Here is a 16,790-nt window from a genome sequence, read left to right on the forward strand (position 1 = left end):
TATCACCGGCAAGGTGCGACGCACGTCAGTCCTCCCGCTGCTGGGCGATTGCGAGGGAACGTAACCGCGTACTACCCATGTGGCAAGGGTGGTTGCAGGGATGGGTGGAGCCGTGGGCAGGGAGAAGCCCCCGCTTGGGGGGCGCGGGGGCTTCCGGGGGAGCGGGACAGAGGTCGGATGGCTCAGGCGGCCGTGGCCAGTGACTCAGGGGCGTACGCCGTGGTGATGCCGAAGTCCGTGAGCGCGGCGTGCGCCGCGCGGCGGCCCGAGTACAGCGCGCCCTGCACCGTGCTGGTGTCCCGGTGGTCGCCGCACACGTAGAGCCCCGAGAGCAGCCGCACCGGGCGGCGCACGTCGTGCGGGGGCGGCATCGCGGGCACGGCCTCGCGGGTGTGGTGCACGGCGAGCAGCTCCCAGCGGTCGGTCGGGGTGCCGTACAGGTCGGCGAGGTGCGTGCGGACGGCGCGCTGGTCGGGTGGCGGGCCGAGCACCGTCGAGGAGACGAGCACGCGGTCGGCGGGCGCGCGCGAGGGGTCGACCTGGCTGATCACCGCCGTGTGGGCGACCGGACCCGCACGGTCCGCGTCCAGGAGCAGCGCGGCCCCGTCGAGGGGCGGCTCGGGCGCGGTGTGGTGCACCACCGTCATCTCGTGGAAGGGCGGCACGCGCAGGCCCGGCAGGAGTTCGGCGGCGGCGCGGGCGTCGGTGGCCAGGAGTACGGCGCGGCAGCCGATCTCGCCGTGGCCCTCGGTGGCGACGCGGGACGTGGAGACGGAGGTGACCCGGACGCCGGTGCGGACCGTGCCCGGCGGCAGGGTGGCGGCGAGGAGCTCGGGCAGGACCTCGGCGCCGCCCTCGGGCAGGCAGAGGCGGCCGCTCGCGAAGGCGTGCAGGGCGAGGTCGGCGCAGCGGCTCGATGTGGTCAGGTCGGGGTCGCACAGGAGCGCGGAGAGCAGTGGGCGCAGGAAGCCCTGGATGGTGCGCGAGGGGAGTCCGCGGGCGGACAGGGCGTCTCCCGCGGGGAGTTCGGGGCGCGACAGGATGCGCTCCACGGGGGTTGCCGCGAGGCGGGCCAGGGCCGCGCCCAGGCGTGCCTGGTCGAAGGGGCCGCCGAGGGGGCCGCCGGGGGGAGCGGATCGCGGTCCGCGGGGGGCGCTCGCCAGGGCGCGCGCGGCGCTGAGTGCGCCCCTCGCGCTCCGTGCGGGCACGGGCTCCGCCGCGCGGTGGTGGCGGCCTTCGCTGTGGACGAGGAGGCCGGGGGAGAAGGGGCGCAGGACCAGTGAGTCGAGGCCCGGGGTGCGGCGTAGTTCCGGATACGAGGTGGTGAGCAGTTGCCCGATCCTGTCCAGCCGGAACCCGTCTATCTTCTCGGTCGACATGCGGCCGCCGACGTAAGGGGCGGCCTCCAGGACGACGGTCGTTACACCGGCGCTGGTCAGCCGGTGTGCGGCCGAGAGGCCCGCGGCCCCGGCTCCCACGATGACGACGTCGGCATGGTGCGCAGGCTCTAGCACGTGCCCCTCCCAGAGGTCGTGCGGGCTTGTGGGGGCCTGATGCCCCCGACAGGGCTCCGGAATCCACGAGTTCGGATCGAGGGTAGGAGCGGGGGACGGCGTGGGGAGTCGCGCATGGACCGGGCACGGGCGCACGGGGGTCGCGTCGGGGCTGCCCTGCTGTGGGCAATCGTGCCGCTGGGGCGGCACGGGTGGGCACAGCCCACGTTGCCGAGGGGCGTTAACGGGGGGATAGGAACCGCTGTCGTACAGAGCCATCGCGGTGGCGTAGAAACCGCTCCCGCGCAGAGCTATCGCAACGCCGATCTGAGCGTTTCCTCGATCGTCGGGAACGCGAACGTGAAACCGGACTCCAGGAGGCGCGTCGGCAGGACCCGTTGGCTGCCGAGTACGTCCGCCGCCATCTCTCCGAGCACGATCCGGAGCGCGGGCGCGGGGGCCGTCAGGAGCGTGGGGCGGTGCAGCACGCGCCCCATCGCGGCCGTCACCTCACGGTTGGTGAGCGGCTCGGGAGCCGTCAGGTTCACCGGGCCCGACAGCGCGGGCGTGTCGATGAGGTGTCGCAGGGCGGCCACCTCGTCGTGCAGCGAGATGTAGCTCCAGTACTGCCGTCCGTCGCCGAGGCGTCCGCCGAGCCCCGCCTTGAAGAGCGGGAAGAGACGGGCCCAGGCCCCGCCCCCGCGGCCCACCACCAGGCCGTTGCGGGCGACGACGGTCCGGATGCCCGCCTCCCTCGCTGCGGCGGTGGCCTCCTCCCACTCCACGCACAGGGACGGCAGGAAGCCGTCACCGGCGGGGGCGCTCTCGTCGACCGCGCGCTGTCCGGTGTCTCCGTAGTAGCCGATCGCGCTCGCGTTCAGGAACACCCGCGGCCGCTCGTGCTCGTCGAGCGAGGCGACGGCGGAGGCGAGCGCCGCGGTGCCGAGCACCCGGCTGTCGCGCAGCTCCCGCTTGTACGCGGCCGTCCAGCGGTGGTCGCCGATGCCCGCGCCCGCGAGGTTGACCACCGCGGTGCACCCGGCGAGTCCGGCCGTGTCCACGCGCCCCTGCTCGGGGGCCCAGCGCACCTCGTCCTTCGTGCGGGGCGCTCTGCGCACGAGCCGCACCACCTCGTGCCCGTCCTCGGTGAGGGAGCGGGTCAGCGCCGTACCGATGAGCCCGGAGGCGCCGGCCACGGCGACGCGGGACCGTGTGGTTTCCATGGGCCCATCCTGCCCCCAAAAACGACGGTGGGGCCCGTGGTGCCGCCGTACAGTGGCGCCATGCCGGACATGCACATACGCACCGCCCTGCCCGAGGACGACGATGCCCTCGCCCGCCTCGACCGCGCCACCTGGTCCACGCTGCACGCGGTCCAGCCGCGCCCGCAGCCGCCGTACGACCCCTTCTTCAACGACCGTTTCGGCCCGCGCGACCACCTGGTCGCCGAGGTGGACCAGCGGATCGTCGGCTATGTGAAGCTCGGCTACCCCACCCCGCTCCTCGTCAACGCGCACGTCCGGCAGATCCAGGGCTTCGTCGTCGCGGAGGAGCAGCGCGGCAAGGGCGTCGGCAGGACGCTGATCAGGGCGGCCATGGACGAGGCCCGCAGGCAGGGCGCGGTCCGCATCACGCTGCGGGTCCTCGGGCACAACACCCCGGCCCGCAAGCTCTACGAAGCGGAGGGCTTCGTGATCGAGGGCGTGCTGCCCGGCGAGTTCCTCCTCGACGGCGCGTACGTCGACGACGTCCTCATGGGCCGCCCCCTCTGACCTGCGGGACGCCCCATCCGACGGACCGGCCCGGGGTGCGGTGTCCCGCCCGCCGTAGGAGCGTGAAGAGATGATCAGGGCTGCGGCCAGACGGCGCGACGCGGAGCAGCGCGACTGGCTGCTGCGCGGCACGCCGCCCCCGCCGTGGGTGCGGTGGCCGCCGCCGCTGCTGCTCTTGTCGATCGTCCTGATCCAGCTGGTCACCCCGGAGACGGTGGACCTGAGCTTCCTGGTCGCCGCCGTGCCGCCGCTGGCCGCCCTGTCCTACGGCCCCGCCGCCACCGCGGTCCTCGGCGGCGTCGTGGTCATGCTGCTCGCGCTGCCGGGCTTCGGCCTCGGCCACCCCGGCAACAGCGACGAGCTGACGATCAGCTTCATCGCGCTGCTCAGCGTGCTCTTCGCCTGGGTGCGCAGCCGCCGCGAGGCCCAGCTCGTCACGGTCCGCACGGTCGCGGAGGCGGCCCAGTTCGCGGTCCTGCCGCCGCTGCCGGAGCGGGTCGGCGGGGTGGGGTGCGCGGGTCTGTACGAGGCGGCGCAGCACGAGTCGCTCGTCGGCGGTGACTTCTTCGACGTCCGCAGGGGGCCGACCGGGGTGCGGGCCGTGGTCGGCGACGTGCAGGGGCACGGGCTCGCCGCGGTCGGTACGGTGGCGGCGCTGCTCGGCGCGTTCCGCGAGGCGGTTCTCGACAAGCCCGACCTGGAGGGCGTCGCCGCCCGTCTGGACCGCAGGCTCGTGGTGGACTCGGCGGGCGACGAGCACGCCGAACTGTTCGCCACGGCGGTGCTCCTGGAGTTCCCCGACGACTCGTCCGTCGTACGCGTCGTCTCCTGCGGTCACCCGCCTCCGCTGCTGCTGCGCGGCTCCGAGGTCACCGAAATCGCCATCCCCGCCGGGGCCCCGCTCGGCCTCGGCCTCGCGGGCCTGGCGCCCCCCGAACAGCTGACCGTGCCGCTGCTCGCGGGCGATCTGGTGCTGGCCCTGACCGACGGCGTGAGCGAGGCACGGGACGCGACCGGCACGTTCTATCCCCTGCCGGACCGCCTCACCGCCATGCTCAAGGCGGACCCCGCTCTCCTGGACGCGCCCCAGGCCCTCACGGAACGGGTCTGGTCGGACGTGGTGGGCTACGCGGGCAGCGTGCGCGACGACGTGACGATGATGGTGTTCGCGCCGAGTGCGGTGGGTGAGGGGGAGGGCGAGGGGGAAGGTGGGGCGGGGGCGGGGGGTTCTTAGCCCGACCGCGTCAACAGCCCCGTCCCGCCCACGAGTTCCCGCAGGCACCGCACCGCGAGTTCCGCGGGGGAGTCCGGGCCCGTGACGTCCGCGTCCGACTCCGCCCAGGTCTCCAGGGCGACCCGGATCGCGTCCGTCGCCGCGGCCGCCGCCAGGCGGATGTGGAGTGCGGGGGCGCCGGGGCCCGCGAGGGTCTCAAGGACGGGTCTGAGGCGTTCCTCGGATTCCTGGTTCACGCGGTACCAGACCGCCCGCAGCGCGGGGTCGTCCACCGCGGCGCGCAGCAGTCCGCGGGCCTGGCGCAGGCCGTCCGCCGCGGCCGGGTCCCGCGCGGCGAGTGCCTCCGAGATCGCCGCCTCCAGGGCCTTCGGCAGGTCCGCGCCGGGCCTGCTCGCGGCGAGGAGCGCGCGCCAGCGCTCCCCGCCGACGGCGAGCAGCGGGGCGACCGCGTCCTGCTTGGTGCGGAAGTACCGGTAGAAGGTGCGCAGCGCGACCCCGGCCCGGCCCGCGATCGCCTCGGCCGTGGTGCCTTCGGTGCCGTGCTCGGTGAAGAGCGCGGCCGCGGCGTGCGCGATCTCCAGCTGGGTGGCCAGCTTGCGGCGCTCCGTGAGGGAGAGGGGCGGGGTCGGCGACTGGGTGCTCACCCCGCCGAGCCTACGCCGACCGAGCCACATTGGCATGGCTGGTCGAAGTGGCACATTGTGCCACCGGGGCGTACCGTGCAGGAGAAGGCAAGATTGCGAGAGTGGGAGAACGCCATGAGCGCCATGCAGACCCTGAACCGCTACGAAGGACGCCGCGCCCTGGTCACCGGCGGCGGCTCCGGCATCGGGCAGGCCACCGTGCTGCGGATGCTGGCCGAGGGCGGCACCGTCGTCGCCGCCGACGTCAGCGAGGACGGCCTGAAGGACACCGTCGCCAAGGCCGGTGCCGACGCGGGGCGCCTGACCACCGTCGTCGTGAACATCGCCGACGAGGGCTCGGTCCGCGCGGGCGTCGCCACCGCCGTCGAGGCCCTCGACGGCCTGGACGTCCTGGTGAACGCGGCGGGCATCCTGCGCTCCTCGCACACCCACGAGACCACCCTCGACGCCTTCAACCAGGTCATCGGGGTCAACCTCACCGGCACCTTCCTGATGATCCGCGAGGCGATCCCCGCGCTGCTCCAGGGCAACGGCTCCGCGGTGGTCAACTTCAGCTCCACCTCGGCGATGTTCGCCCACCCGTACATGGCGGCGTACGCGGCGAGCAAGGGCGGCATCCAGTCCATGACGCACGCGCTGGCCAGCGAGTACGGCAAGCAGGGCATCCGCTTCACCGCCGTACAGCCGGGCTCCATCTCCTCCGGCATGACCGACGGCTCCGGCGCCAGCAGGCAGAGCGTCGGCCCCGGCCTGCCCGAGGACGCGGACATGAGCCTGTTCGTGAAGCTCGCGCCCGCGCTCGGCCAGGGCTTCGCGGGCCCGGAGACCGTCGCCTCCGTCGTCGCCATGCTCGCCTCCGACGACGGCCGCTTCATCACCGGCACCGAGGTCCGCGTCGACGGCGGCACCCACTTCTGAGCCGCGGAGGACACCCGATCATGAGCAGCGCAGCAGAGACCTTCGGCGGCCGGGTCGCCGTCATCACCGGGGCGTCGGCGGGCATCGGCGCCGGGTTCGCCCGGCACGCCGCGTCCCTCGGCATGAAGCTCGTCCTCGCCGACATCGCGGCCGAGCGCCTGACGGCGGTCGCCGACGAGCTCGCGGGCGCCGGCGCCGAGGTCGAGGCCGTCGTCACCGACGTCGCGGACCCAGCCTCCGTCGACGCGCTCGCCGACCGTGCCTGCGAGCGGTTCGGCGCGGTCGACCTGCTCGTCAACAACGCCGGGATCATGGCGATGGGCTACTCCTGGGAGATCCCCGCCGAGCGCTGGGACGCCGCCCTGCGCGTCAACGTCGGCGGGTACGTCAACGGCATCCGCTCCTTCGTGCCGCGCCTGATCGAGCGCGGCACCAAGGCGTGGATCGTCAACGTCTCCTCCGTCGGCGGCCTCTTCCCGAGCCCGCTGATGGCGCCGTACAGCGTCACCAAGTTCGGCACGCTCGCGCTCACCGAGTCGCTCGCGTACGAACTGAGGATGAAGGGGGCCGACATCCAGGTCTCCGTCGTCCTGCCCGACTCGGTGCGCAGCGAGATCTTCCGTGCGGCCAGGCCGGGCGACAGCGCCGGGGACGGCACGCACGACGGCACCCCGCCCGAGATCGCGGGCTTCAACGACATGCTCCAGGCACGCGCCGACACCCAGGGCATCACCGCCGACGAACACGCCCGCCGCTGCTTCGAGCAGATCGCCGAGGGCCGCTACTGGGTCACCCCGCAGCCGGAGATGATCGACGCGGGCCTGCCGTCGCGCACGGAGATGATTCTCCGGCGTACGAATCCGGAGCTGGACCTCGGCGCGGTCTAGGGCCCGGCCGGGACCGGTCAGTCGGCCATGAACCGGCTCCACAGCCGCGGATACCGCTGCGCCATCACCGCGTCGTCCTCGAAGTCGATGGCCGTGCCCTCCGGTTCCGGGGGAGCGGGCGGAATGCCGAGGTCGGGGGCGACGACACCGGTGAGCTGCTCGTAGGCCTCGTCGGCGGCGTAACCGAGCTCCTCGCCGTCGCCGTCGAGGTCCTCGTCGAAGTCGTCGAGGAGCTCGGCGAGCGCGTCGGGATCGTGCACCGCCCCCTCGAAGACCTCCCTGCCCTGGCCGATCAGCCAGCACCGGAAGTAGTCGAAGGCGTCGTCGCTCGTGCCGCCGAGCAGCACCCAGGCGGCGCCCCACAGGTCCCAGCGGTAGGCGCGGTTGTAGCGCACCTCGAAGTGACGGGCGAAGTCGAGGACGGCGTCCGGATCGGAGCGCACCAGTCTCTCGACGAGCAGCTCGGCGTGGTCCTCGGGGTCGCCGCCGGCGGCCTCGCGAGTACCGTCCACGATCTCCCAGAACTCCGTCTCGTCCATCACGGGTCAAGCATCGGTCCTGGAGAGTGGGGGCGCACGCGGAGTGAGCCGGAATGCGGCTGTCTCGTTATGCGTGCACATGCCGATGGAAAAACCGACAGGGGTTGTCGGCTTTTGGTGGAAGCCTCACCAACATGGACACCACGCAGAAACTGACCGGGAAGATCGCCCTCGTCGCGGGCGCCACCCGCGGCGCGGGCCGCGCGATGGCCGTGGAGCTGGGCCGCGCGGGAGCCACCGTGTACGTGACGGGACGGACCACCCGCGAGCACACCAGCGAGATCGGCCGGAGCACCGAGACCATCGAGGAGACGGCGGAGCTGGTGGACGCGGCGGGCGGCAAGGGCATCGCCGTGCCCACCGACCACCTGGAGCCCGAGCAGGTCGAGGCACTCGTCGAGCGCATCGACCGGGAACAGGGCCGCCTCGACATCCTCGTCAACGACATCTGGGGCGGCGACGTCCACGTCGAGTGGGACAAGAAGATGTGGGAGCACGACCTCGACAAGGGTCTTCGCCTCCTGCGCCTGGGCATGGAGACCCACATCATCACCAGCAGGTACGCGCTGCCGCTGCTCATCAAGAACCCCGGCGGCCTGGTCGTCGAGGTCACCGACGGCACCGAGGAGTACAACCGCGCCAACTACCGCAAGCCCTTCTACTACGACCTCGCCAAGGCGGCCCCGCTGCGGATGGCGCACAACCTCGCCGAGGAGGTCGAGGAGTACGGCTGCACGGCGCTGTGCCTGACACCGGGCTGGCTGCGCTCGGAATTCATGCTCGACACCGCGTTCAAGGTGACCGAGGAGAACTGGCAGGACGGCTGCGAGCAGAACCCGCACTTCGCGATCTCCGAGACGCCGACGTTCGTGGGCCGCGCCCTCGTCGCGCTCGCCACCGACCCGGAGGTGGCCCGCAGGAACGGCGCCTCGCTCTCCAGCGGCGGACTCGCCAAGGAGTACGGCTTCACGGACGTGGACGGCTCCGCGCCGGACGCCTGGCGCTACATCGCGGAGGTCGAGCAGACGGGCAAGGAGGCGGACGTCACGGGTTACCGGTAGAGCCCGGCTCATCGGTACAGCTCGGCGGCCCGCGCCGCCGCGTCCGCGAACCGCTCGCGGAGCGCGGCGGGCTCAAGGACCTCCGCCTCCGGGCCGAGCGCCATCAGCTGCGTGTACGCCACGTCCTCGTTCTCGACGGGCAGGGTGACCGTCACCCGGCCCGTCGCGTCGGGCTCGCCCGCCGTTTCCATCGCCTCGCGCGCGGACGCGGCATCGGTGGCGTACGGCAGCGCCCGCACGCCCGCGTCGGAGAGCCGCACCACCACCCGGGACCGCAGGATCGCCCGCGCGAACTGCGCGGCCCGCTCCTCCCAGAAGCCCGGCAGGTCGAACTCCTCGTCGCGTACGAAGCGCTGCCCGCCCGCGGCGACCGCGGTGAAGCGGTCGATGCGGTACACCCGGTACGCCCCGGAGCCGGTGACCCGCGCGCACAAGTACCAGACGCCCGCCTTGAGCACGAGGCCGTAGGGCTCGAGCTCCCGCTCCACCTCGGAGTCCTGGCGCCGGTAGCGGGCCTCGATCAGCCGGTCGTCCCACACCGCGTCGGCGACGGCGGGCAGCAGCTCGGGCGCGGGCGTCTCCTTGAACCAGCCGGGGGCGTCCAGATGGAAGCGCTGCGCGGCGTTCTGCGAGGCGTCGCGCAGGGACGGCATCAGCGCCGCCGACACCTTCAGGCGGGCCGCCGACGCCGCGTCGTCCAGGCCCATCTCGCGCAGCGCGCCCGGCACCCCGGAGAGGAAGAGCGCCTCGGCCTCGCTGCGGCCGAGCCCGGTGAGGCGGGTGCGGTAGCCGCCGATGAGCCGGTACCCGCCGGTCCGCCCCCGGTCGGCGTAGACCGGAACCCCCGCCTCCGACAGCGCCTGGGCGTCGCGCGTGATGGTCCGCTCGGACACTTCGAGCTCGGCGGCCAGCTCGGCGGCGGTCATGGAGGGGCGTGCCTGGAGCAGGAGCACCATCTTGATGAGGCGAGCAGCGCGCATGCGTCCATGATGCCGCGCACGAAAACACCCGCCCGCCCTTTCACCCGCGAAGCGGGGTGAAAGGGCGGGCGGGTGGGGGATATCCGCCGCGAAGCGGCGGGCCAGTGATCCCGCAGACCTACAGGCCGTACTTGGCCCGGGCTTCCTTCACCGCGGAGGCAGGCACCTCACCCCGCGCGGCGAGCCGAGCCAACGCCGCGACGACGATCGACTCCGCGTCGATGCCGAAGTGACGGCGCGCCGCGTCCCGCGTGTCGGAGAGGCCGAACCCGTCCGCGCCGAGCGAGGAGTAGTCCTGCTCGACCCACTGCGCGATCTGGTCGGGGACCTGACGCATGTAGTCGGAGACGGCGAGCACCGGACCCTGCGCGCCCTCAAGTGCCTTGCGGACGAAGGGAGTGCGCTCCTCGCCGCGCAGGATGGCCTCGTCGGCCTCCAGCGCGTCGCGCCGCAGCTCCGTCCAGGACGTCGCGGACCACACGTCGGCGGCCACGCCCCACTCCTCGGCGAGCAGCCGCTGCGCCTTGAGCGTCCAGTGGATCGCGGTGCCCGAGCCGAGCAGCTGGATCCGCGCGGCGTTGGCGGCCGGGGAAACCCCGGCGGTCTCGGCCGTGTTGAAGCGGTACAGGCCCTTGATGATGCCCTCGTCGATGCCCGAGGGCTTCGCGGGCTGCGGCATCGGCTCGTTGTAGACGGTGAGGTAGTAGAAGACGTTCTGGTCCTCGCCCTCGGCCGCCTCGCCGTACATGCGGCGCAGGCCCTCCTTGACGATGGCCGCGACCTCGTAGGCGAACGCCGGGTCGTACGAGAGCGCCGCCGGGTTGGTCGCCGCGATCACCGGCGAGTGACCGTCCGCGTGCTGCAGACCCTCACCCGTCAGCGTCGTACGACCGGCCGTCGCGCCCACCAGGAAGCCGCGGCCCAGCTGGTCGCCGAGCTGCCACATCTGGTCGGCGGTGCGCTGCCAGCCGAACATCGAGTAGAAGATGTAGAAGGGGATCATCGCTTCGCCGTGCGTCGCGTACGACGTGGAAGCGGCGATGAAGTCCGCCATCGAACCGGCCTCGGTGATCCCCTCGTTGAGGATCTGGCCGTCCTTGGCTTCCTTGTAGTACATCAGCTGGTCGCGGTCGACCGGCTCGTACGTCTGGCCCTTGGGCGAGTAGATGCCGAGCGAGGGGAAGAGCGACTCCATGCCGAAGGTGCGCGCCTCGTCGGGGACGATCGGCACCCAGCGCTTGCCGGACTCCTTGTCGCGTACGAGGTCCTTGACCAGGCGTACGAACGCCATGGTCGTGGCCACCGACTGCGTACCCGAGCCCTTGTCGAAGGAGGCGAACGCCTTCTCGGCGGGGGCGGGCAGCGGCGCGAGCGGCTGCGTGCGGCGGGCCGGGGCGGGGCCGCCGAGCGCCGCGCGGCGCTCCTGGAGGTAGCGGACCTCGGGGGAGTCGGCGCCGGGGTGGCCGTAGGGCACCTGGCCGTCGACGAAGTCGCTGTCCGGGATCGGCAGGCCGAGCAGGTCGCGCATGTCCTTGAACTCGTCCACCGAGAGCTTCTTCATCTGGTGGTTGGCGTTCTTGGACTCGAAGCCCTTGCCGAGGGTGAAGCCCTTGACCGTCTGCGCGAGGATCACGGTCGGCGCGCCCTTGTGGGTGAGCGCCGCACGGTAGGCCGCGTAGACCTTGCGGGCCTCGTGGCCGCCGCGCGAGAGGTGGAAGCACTCGCTGATCTTGTCGTCGCTGAGCAGCTTGGCCAGCTCGACGAGCGCGGGCTCGGCGCCGAAGAAGTGCTCGCGGATGTAGGCGGCGTCACGCGTCGCGTACGTCTGGAACTGCGCGTCAGGCACCTCGCGCAGGCGGCGGACCAGGGCGCCGGTGGTGTCGAGCTGGAAGAGCTCGTCCCAGGCGTTGCCCCACATGATCTTGATGACGTTCCAGCCGGCGCCGCGGAACTGCGCCTCCAGCTCCTGCACCACGCGGAAGTTGGCGCGGACCGGGCCGTCGAGGCGCTGCAGGTTGCAGTTGATGACGTACGTGAGGTTGTCCAGACCCTCACGCGAGGCCAGTGCGAGGGCCGCGGTCGACTCGGGCTCGTCCATCTCGCCGTCACCGAGGAACGCCCACACGTGCGAGGCGGAGACGTCCTTGATGCCGCGGTTGGTGAGGTACCGGTTGAAGCGCGCCTGGTAGATCGCGGAGAGCGGACCCAGACCCATGGAGACGGTCGGGAACTCCCACAGCCAGGGCAGGCGGCGCGGGTGCGGGTAGGAGGGCAGGCCGTTGCCGCCCGCCTCCTGCCGGAAGTTGTCGAGCTGTGCCTCGTTCAGACGGCCGTCGAGGAAGGCGCGGGCGTAGATGCCGGGGGAGGCGTGGCCCTGGATGTACAGCTGGTCGCCGGAACCGTCCCCCTCCTTGCCCTTGAAGAAGTGGTTGAAGCCGGTCTCGTACAGCCAGGCCGCGGACGCGAACGTCGCGATGTGGCCGCCGACGCCGTGCTTGGAGCCGCGGGTCACCATCGCGGCAGCGTTCCAGCGGTTCCACGCGGTGATCTTCCGCTCCATCTCCTCGTCACCGTCGATGGACGGCTCGGCGGAGGTGGGGATGGTGTTGACGTAGTCCGTCTCGAGCAGCTTGGGCAGCGCCAGGCCCGCGCCCTCGGCGCGCTCCAGCGTGCGGCGCATCAAGTACGCGGCACGGTGCGGCCCGGCCGCCTCGGTAACGGCGTCCAGGGAGGCCTGCCATTCGGCGGTCTCCTCGGGGTCGCGGTCCGGGAGCTGGTCGAGCTCGCTCGGCTGGATTGCGGAGGGGTCGGTCATGTCGCCGCCTTCCTGAGTCGGAGGGGGTCCCCTGTTCGGTAAGGGGTAGGGGTGCCCGGTTCTTGGCAGGACAGGGCGTGAGGCTCTGGTGAGAGCCCGTCGGAGACTCTAACTCCGTGATCGATGATCGATCAAAGGGTTGAAGGCGAAAACTCCTCGATATGGAGAAAGTCGGCATCCGGTGCCAGGGAAATGGGCACGCGGTGCCTTCGAATTGAAGGATTCCCGCAGGTGGGAGCACGTATGAGCGGGACGGCCACGGATGAGCGCGGGCTCCCGCGAAGGCCCCGCGGAGCGGCTCAGGCGCGCGGAGCGCAGCCCAGGACGTGGGACTTCACCAGCTCGGCGATGGCCGGATCGCGTCGCCGGAAGGCAGAGACGAGGGCCTCGTGCTCCTCCGCGTACGACTGCTGGACCGTGCCAAGCCAGCGGATGGAGAGCGCCGTGAAGACCTCGATGCCCAGGCCCTCCCAGGTGTGCAGGAGCACAGAGTTGTCCGCGGCCCGCACCAGCTCGCGGTGGAAGCCGACGGTGTGCCGGACCTGCCCGGTGCCGTCCGCGGCCCTGTCCGCCTCGTAGAGGGCCGTGACGTGGGGCTCCAGGGCCGAGCAGTCCTCGGCGAGCCGCTCCGCCGCCAGCTCGGCGGCGATGGCTTCGAGCCCCGCCCGCACCGGGTAGCTCTCCTCCAGGTCGGCGGCCGTCAAGTTGCGTACGCGTACGCCCTTGTTGGGGGCGGACTCGATGAGCCGCAGCGTCTCCAGCTCGCGCAGCGCCTCGCGGACCGGGGTCTGGGAGACCTCCAGTTCGACGGCGATGCGGCGCTCCACGATGCGCTCGCCCGGCTTCCAACGCCCGCTGACGATCCCCTCCACGATGTGCTCGCGGATCTGTTCGCGCAGCGAGTGAACGACGGGCGCGGTCATGTGGGCTCCTCCGGCAGGGGCTCTGGACCCCAAGGGCGTTTGACCCCTAGACAATACGGCGACGCCCCCGTCCGGAAACCTCCGAACGGGGGCGTACGCGCTGATGAGACGAGTGTTACAGCGTCTCCCAGGTCAATCGCCGGGTGACCTACAGGCCGAGCTCGACCTCGAACTCGCCGGCCTCCAGGATCGCCTTGACCGCGGTCAGGTAGCGGGCGGCGTCCGCGCCGTCCACCAGACGGTGGTCGTAGGAGAGCGACAGGTACGTCATGTCACGGACGGCGATGGTCTCGCCGAGGTCCGGGTGGTTGATGACGACCGGACGCTTCACCGTGGCACCGATGCCGAGGATCGCGGCCTGGTTCGGCGGCACGATGACCGTGTCGAACAGGGCGCCGCGCGAACCGGTGTTGGAGATCGTGAAGGTGGCGCCGGACATGTCGTCCGGGGTGAGGCCACCGCCACGGGCCTTGCCCGCGAGCTCGGCGGTCTTCTTGGAGATACCGGCGATGTTCAGGTCGCCCGCACCCTTGATGACCGGCGTCATCAGACCCTTCTCGGCGTCAACGGCGATGCCGATGTTCTCCGAGTCGAAGTACGTGATGGTGCCTTCGTCGTCGTTGATCCGGGCGTTGACGACCGGGTGGGCCTTCAGCGCCTGGGCGGCGGCCTTGACGAAGAACGGCATCGGGGAGAGCTTGACGCCCTCACGAGCCGCGAACGAGTCCTTCGCCTTGGCGCGCAGCTTCATCAGCTTGGTGATGTCGACCTCGACGACCGAGGTCAGCTGGGCCTGCGAGTGCAGGGCCTTCATCATGTTGTCGCCGATGACCTTGCGCATGCGGGTCATCTTGACCGTCTGGCCGCGGAGGGGGGAGACCTCCAGGGCCGGGGCCTTCGAGGCGGCGGGGGCAGCGGCGGCCGGAGCCGGAGCGGCCTTCTTGGCCTCGGCGGCCGCGATGACGTCCTGCTTGCGGATGCGGCCACCGACGCCGGTGCCCTTGACCTCGGAGAGGTTCACACCGTTCTCGGACGCGAGCTTACGGACCAGCGGGGTCACGTAGGCACCGTCGTCGGCCGGGGTGACCGGAGCCGGGGCGGCGGGCGCGGCCGGAGCGACGGGGGCAGCCGGAGCGGCCGGGGCCGCGGGCTTGACCGGCGCCGGGGCGGCAGCGGCGGGCGCGGCCGGCGCGGCGGGAGCCGGTGCCGGAGCCGCGGGGGCGACCGGGGCCGGTGCCGGAGCGGCGGGGGCCGGGGCGGCGGGCGCGGCCGGAGCGGCACCGGCGACACCGACGACGGCGAGCTTGGCGCCGACCTCGGCGGTCTCGTCCTCACCGACGACGATCTCGAGCAGCACGCCCGCGACCGGCGAGGGAATCTCGGTGTCGACCTTGTCCGTCGAGACCTCAAGGAGGGGCTCGTCGGCCGCGACCTCCTCGCCGACCTCCTTCAGCCAACGGGTGACGGTGCCCTCGGTGACGGACTCACCGAGCGCGGGCAGCGTGATGTCGGTGCCCTCGGCGGGGGCCGCGGGCGCCTCGGCGGCCGGAGCCGGAGCGGCGGGGGCCTCGGCGGCGGGGGCGGGCTCGGCGGCCGGGGCCGGAGCCTCGGCGGCAGGGGCGCCCGAGCCGTCGTCGATGACGGCCAGCTCGGCGCCGACCTCGACGGTCTCGTCCTCGGCGACCTTGATGGAGGCCAGGATGCCGGAGGCGGGCGAGGGGATCTCGGTGTCGACCTTGTCGGTCGACACCTCGAGCAGCGGCTCGTCGGCCTCGACGCGCTCGCCTTCGGCCTTCAGCCAACGGGTGACAGTGCCCTCGGTGACGCTCTCGCCGAGCGCCGGAAGGGATACGGAAACCGCCATGGTTTCAGTTGCTCCTTACGGATGGGGTCTCCCCTGCTCGAGCGAAGTCGAGAGCTTGGGGAAGCGGAAGTCTGGTCGTCGCGCCCGAATGACTGAATCAGTCGTGGGAGTGCAGCGGCTTGCCCGCCAGGGCGAGGTGGGCTTCGCCCAGCGCCTCGTTCTGCGTCGGGTGGGCGTGGATGAGCTGGGCCACCTCGGCCGGCAGCGCTTCCCAGTTGTAGATCAGCTGGGCTTCGCCGACCTGCTCGCCCATGCGGTCGCCGACCATGTGGACGCCGACCACGGCACCGTCCTTGACCTGGACGAGCTTGATCTCGCCCGCGGTCTTGAGGATCTTGCTCTTGCCGTTGCCCGCGAGGTTGTACTTGAGGGCGACGACCTTGTCCGCGCCGTAGATCTCCTTGGCCTTGGCCTCGGTGATGCCCACGGAGGCGACCTCGGGGTGGCAGTACGTCACCTTCGGCACGCCGTCGTAGTCGACAGGAACGGTCTTGAGACCGGCCAGACGCTCCGCCACCAGCATGCCCTCGGCGAAGCCGACGTGCGCGAGCTGGAGGGTCGGCACCAGGTCGCCCACGGCCGAGATCGTCGGGACGTTGGTCTGCATGTACTCGTCGACCAGGACGTAGCCGCGGTCCATGGCGACGCCCTGTTCCTCGTAGCCGAGACCGGCCGAGACCGGGCCGCGGCCGATGGCGACCAGGAGGACCTCGGCCTCGAAGGTCTTGCCGTCGGCGAGGGTGACGCGCACGCCGTTCTCGGTGTACTCGGCCTTCTCGAAGAACGTGCCGAGGTTGAACTTGATGCCGCGCTTGCGGAAGGCGCGCTCAAGAAGCTTGGAGCTGTTCTCGTCCTCGACGGGCACGAGGTGCTTGAGGCCCTCGATGACCGTGACGTCGGTCCCGAAGGACTTCCACGCCGAGGCGAACTCGACGCCGATGACGCCGCCGCCCAGGATGATCGCGGACTCCGGGACACGGTCCAGGGTCAGCGCGTGGTCCGAGGAGATGATCCGGTTGCCGTCGATCTCCAGGCCGGGCAGCGACTTCGGCACGGAGCCGGTCGCGAGGAGTACGTGGCGGCCCTGGACGCGCTGGCCGTTCACGTCCACGGAGGTCGGGGACGAGAGCTTGCCCTCGCCCTCGATGTACGTCACCTTGCGGGAGGCGACGAGACCCTGCAGGCCCTTGTACAGGCCGGTGATCACGTCGTCCTTGTACTTGTGGACGGCCGCGATGTCGATGCCCTCGAAGGTGGCCTTCACGCCGAACTGGTCGGCCTCGCGCGCCTGGTCGGCGATCTCGCCGGCGTGCAGCAGCGCCTTCGTGGGGATGCAGCCGTTGTGCAGGCAGGTGCCGCCGAGCTTGTTCTTCTCGATCAGTGCGACGTCCAGGCCCAGCTGCGCTCCGCGCAGGGCCGCGGCGTAACCGCCGCTACCGCCGCCGAGGATCACTAGGTCGAAAACGGTGCTGGCGTCGTTCGCCACGTCACGTCCTCCATGCATGTGCGCCGTACGCCGGACCCCGTCTTCGCGGGGGACGACCGGTCGGTCGGCTGGTATTCGGCCGCTCTTGTTTCGGCCCTTTGGTGGGGGCCCTGTCCTGCCGAGAACCCATCTTCGCACTTGTCGGCGGGAGACGGGACGCCGGGCCGGGGTGTG

The 16,790-nt window shown here is 71.8% G+C and carries 14 protein-coding genes; 5 read left to right on the forward strand and 9 right to left on the reverse strand.

Translation table 11 applies throughout. The features are described 5' to 3' along the window. Positions 1-182 precede the first annotated feature (182 nt). The gene (locus CP970_RS31560; protein WP_055545132.1) at positions 183-1,514 is read right to left on the reverse strand and encodes an NAD(P)/FAD-dependent oxidoreductase; all 1,332 of its coding nucleotides are present in this window, start codon (positions 1,512-1,514) and stop codon (positions 183-185) included. 290 nt (positions 1,515-1,804) lie between these two features. Continuing rightward, positions 1,805-2,716, reverse strand: coding sequence for a TIGR01777 family oxidoreductase (locus CP970_RS31565; protein WP_055545131.1), 912 nt, complete (start codon positions 2,714-2,716; stop codon positions 1,805-1,807). Positions 2,717-2,776: 60 nt separating this feature from the next. On the opposite strand from CP970_RS31565, the gene CP970_RS31570 reads away from it, so the two are divergent. Beyond that, positions 2,777-3,265, forward strand: a complete 489-nt coding sequence (locus CP970_RS31570; protein WP_055545150.1) for a GNAT family N-acetyltransferase — start codon at positions 2,777-2,779, stop codon at positions 3,263-3,265. A 70-nt stretch (positions 3,266-3,335) separates the two neighbouring features. Continuing rightward, positions 3,336-4,499 (forward strand): PP2C family protein-serine/threonine phosphatase, encoded by a 1,164-nt coding sequence (locus tag CP970_RS31575; protein ID WP_150494257.1) that lies wholly within the window; start codon positions 3,336-3,338, stop codon positions 4,497-4,499. Here CP970_RS31575 and CP970_RS31580 read toward each other — a convergent pair. Further along, complete coding sequence (locus CP970_RS31580) at positions 4,496-5,143, reverse strand: TetR/AcrR family transcriptional regulator (RefSeq protein ID WP_206188717.1); 648 nt, start codon at positions 5,141-5,143, stop codon at positions 4,496-4,498. The genes CP970_RS31575 and CP970_RS31580 overlap by 4 nt on opposite strands. A gap of 123 nt (positions 5,144-5,266) precedes the next feature. On the opposite strand from CP970_RS31580, the gene CP970_RS31585 reads away from it, so the two are divergent. Further along, entirely contained in the window at positions 5,267-6,061 is a 795-nt protein-coding gene (locus tag CP970_RS31585) for an SDR family NAD(P)-dependent oxidoreductase (RefSeq protein ID WP_107099145.1), read from the forward strand. 20 nt (positions 6,062-6,081) lie between these two features. Then, the gene (locus tag CP970_RS31590; protein ID WP_055556636.1) at positions 6,082-6,948 is read left to right on the forward strand and encodes an SDR family NAD(P)-dependent oxidoreductase; all 867 of its coding nucleotides are present in this window, start codon (positions 6,082-6,084) and stop codon (positions 6,946-6,948) included. 17 nt (positions 6,949-6,965) lie between these two features. Here CP970_RS31590 and CP970_RS31595 read toward each other — a convergent pair whose 3' ends face one another. Continuing rightward, complete coding sequence (locus CP970_RS31595; protein WP_055556639.1) at positions 6,966-7,487, reverse strand: DUF4240 domain-containing protein; 522 nt, start codon at positions 7,485-7,487, stop codon at positions 6,966-6,968. A gap of 134 nt (positions 7,488-7,621) precedes the next feature. Here CP970_RS31595 and CP970_RS31600 point away from each other — a divergent pair, with 134 nt between their 5' ends. Beyond that, entirely contained in the window at positions 7,622-8,548 is a 927-nt protein-coding gene (locus tag CP970_RS31600; protein WP_055556640.1) for an SDR family oxidoreductase, read from the forward strand. An 8-nt stretch (positions 8,549-8,556) separates the two neighbouring features. On the opposite strand, the gene CP970_RS31605 is transcribed toward CP970_RS31600, so the two are convergent. The 5 genes from CP970_RS31605 to lpdA form a co-directional block, all read right to left on the reverse strand. Next, complete coding sequence (locus CP970_RS31605; RefSeq protein WP_055556642.1) at positions 8,557-9,528, reverse strand: helix-turn-helix transcriptional regulator; 972 nt, start codon at positions 9,526-9,528, stop codon at positions 8,557-8,559. 118 nt (positions 9,529-9,646) lie between these two features. Further along, a complete protein-coding gene (gene aceE / locus CP970_RS31610) occupies positions 9,647-12,343 on the reverse strand; it encodes a pyruvate dehydrogenase (acetyl-transferring), homodimeric type (protein WP_150494259.1) in 2,697 nt (898 codons plus the stop codon). A gap of 299 nt (positions 12,344-12,642) precedes the next feature. Beyond that, positions 12,643-13,266, reverse strand: coding sequence for a GntR family transcriptional regulator (locus tag CP970_RS31615; RefSeq protein ID WP_055556305.1), 624 nt, complete (start codon positions 13,264-13,266; stop codon positions 12,643-12,645). A gap of 148 nt (positions 13,267-13,414) precedes the next feature. Then, positions 13,415-15,130 carry a 2-oxoglutarate dehydrogenase, E2 component, dihydrolipoamide succinyltransferase gene (gene sucB, locus CP970_RS31620; RefSeq protein ID WP_150494261.1) on the reverse strand — a complete coding sequence of 572 codons (1,716 nt, stop codon included), beginning with the start codon at positions 15,128-15,130 and terminating at the stop codon, positions 13,415-13,417. 97 nt (positions 15,131-15,227) lie between these two features. After that, on the reverse strand, positions 15,228-16,616 hold the full coding sequence (gene lpdA / locus CP970_RS31625; RefSeq protein ID WP_055553754.1) for a dihydrolipoyl dehydrogenase: 1,389 nt from the start codon (positions 16,614-16,616) through the stop codon (positions 15,228-15,230). Positions 16,617-16,790 lie beyond the last annotated feature (174 nt).

The organism is Streptomyces kanamyceticus (assembly GCF_008704495.1).
Taxonomy (GTDB): domain Bacteria; phylum Actinomycetota; class Actinomycetes; order Streptomycetales; family Streptomycetaceae; genus Streptomyces; species Streptomyces kanamyceticus.

Coding starts and splice junctions, on each gene's coding strand:
- CP970_RS31600 (WP_055556640.1), top strand. CDS start 7,622: ATGGACACCACGCAGAAACTGACCGGGAAGATCGCCCTCGTCGCGGGC.
- CP970_RS31590 (WP_055556636.1), top strand. CDS start 6,082: ATGAGCAGCGCAGCAGAGACCTTCGGCGGCCGGGTCGCCGTCATCACC.
- CP970_RS31565 (WP_055545131.1), bottom strand. CDS start 2,716: ATGGAAACCACACGGTCCCGCGTCGCCGTGGCCGGCGCCTCCGGGCTC.
- aceE (WP_150494259.1), bottom strand. CDS start 12,343: ATGACCGACCCCTCCGCAATCCAGCCGAGCGAGCTCGACCAGCTCCCG.
- CP970_RS31575 (WP_150494257.1), top strand. CDS start 3,336: ATGATCAGGGCTGCGGCCAGACGGCGCGACGCGGAGCAGCGCGACTGG.
- CP970_RS31570 (WP_055545150.1), top strand. CDS start 2,777: ATGCCGGACATGCACATACGCACCGCCCTGCCCGAGGACGACGATGCC.
- sucB (WP_150494261.1), bottom strand. CDS start 15,130: ATGGCGGTTTCCGTATCCCTTCCGGCGCTCGGCGAGAGCGTCACCGAG.
- CP970_RS31585 (WP_107099145.1), top strand. CDS start 5,267: ATGCAGACCCTGAACCGCTACGAAGGACGCCGCGCCCTGGTCACCGGC.
- CP970_RS31615 (WP_055556305.1), bottom strand. CDS start 13,266: ATGACCGCGCCCGTCGTTCACTCGCTGCGCGAACAGATCCGCGAGCAC.
- CP970_RS31605 (WP_055556642.1), bottom strand. CDS start 9,528: ATGCGCGCTGCTCGCCTCATCAAGATGGTGCTCCTGCTCCAGGCACGC.
- CP970_RS31595 (WP_055556639.1), bottom strand. CDS start 7,487: ATGGACGAGACGGAGTTCTGGGAGATCGTGGACGGTACTCGCGAGGCC.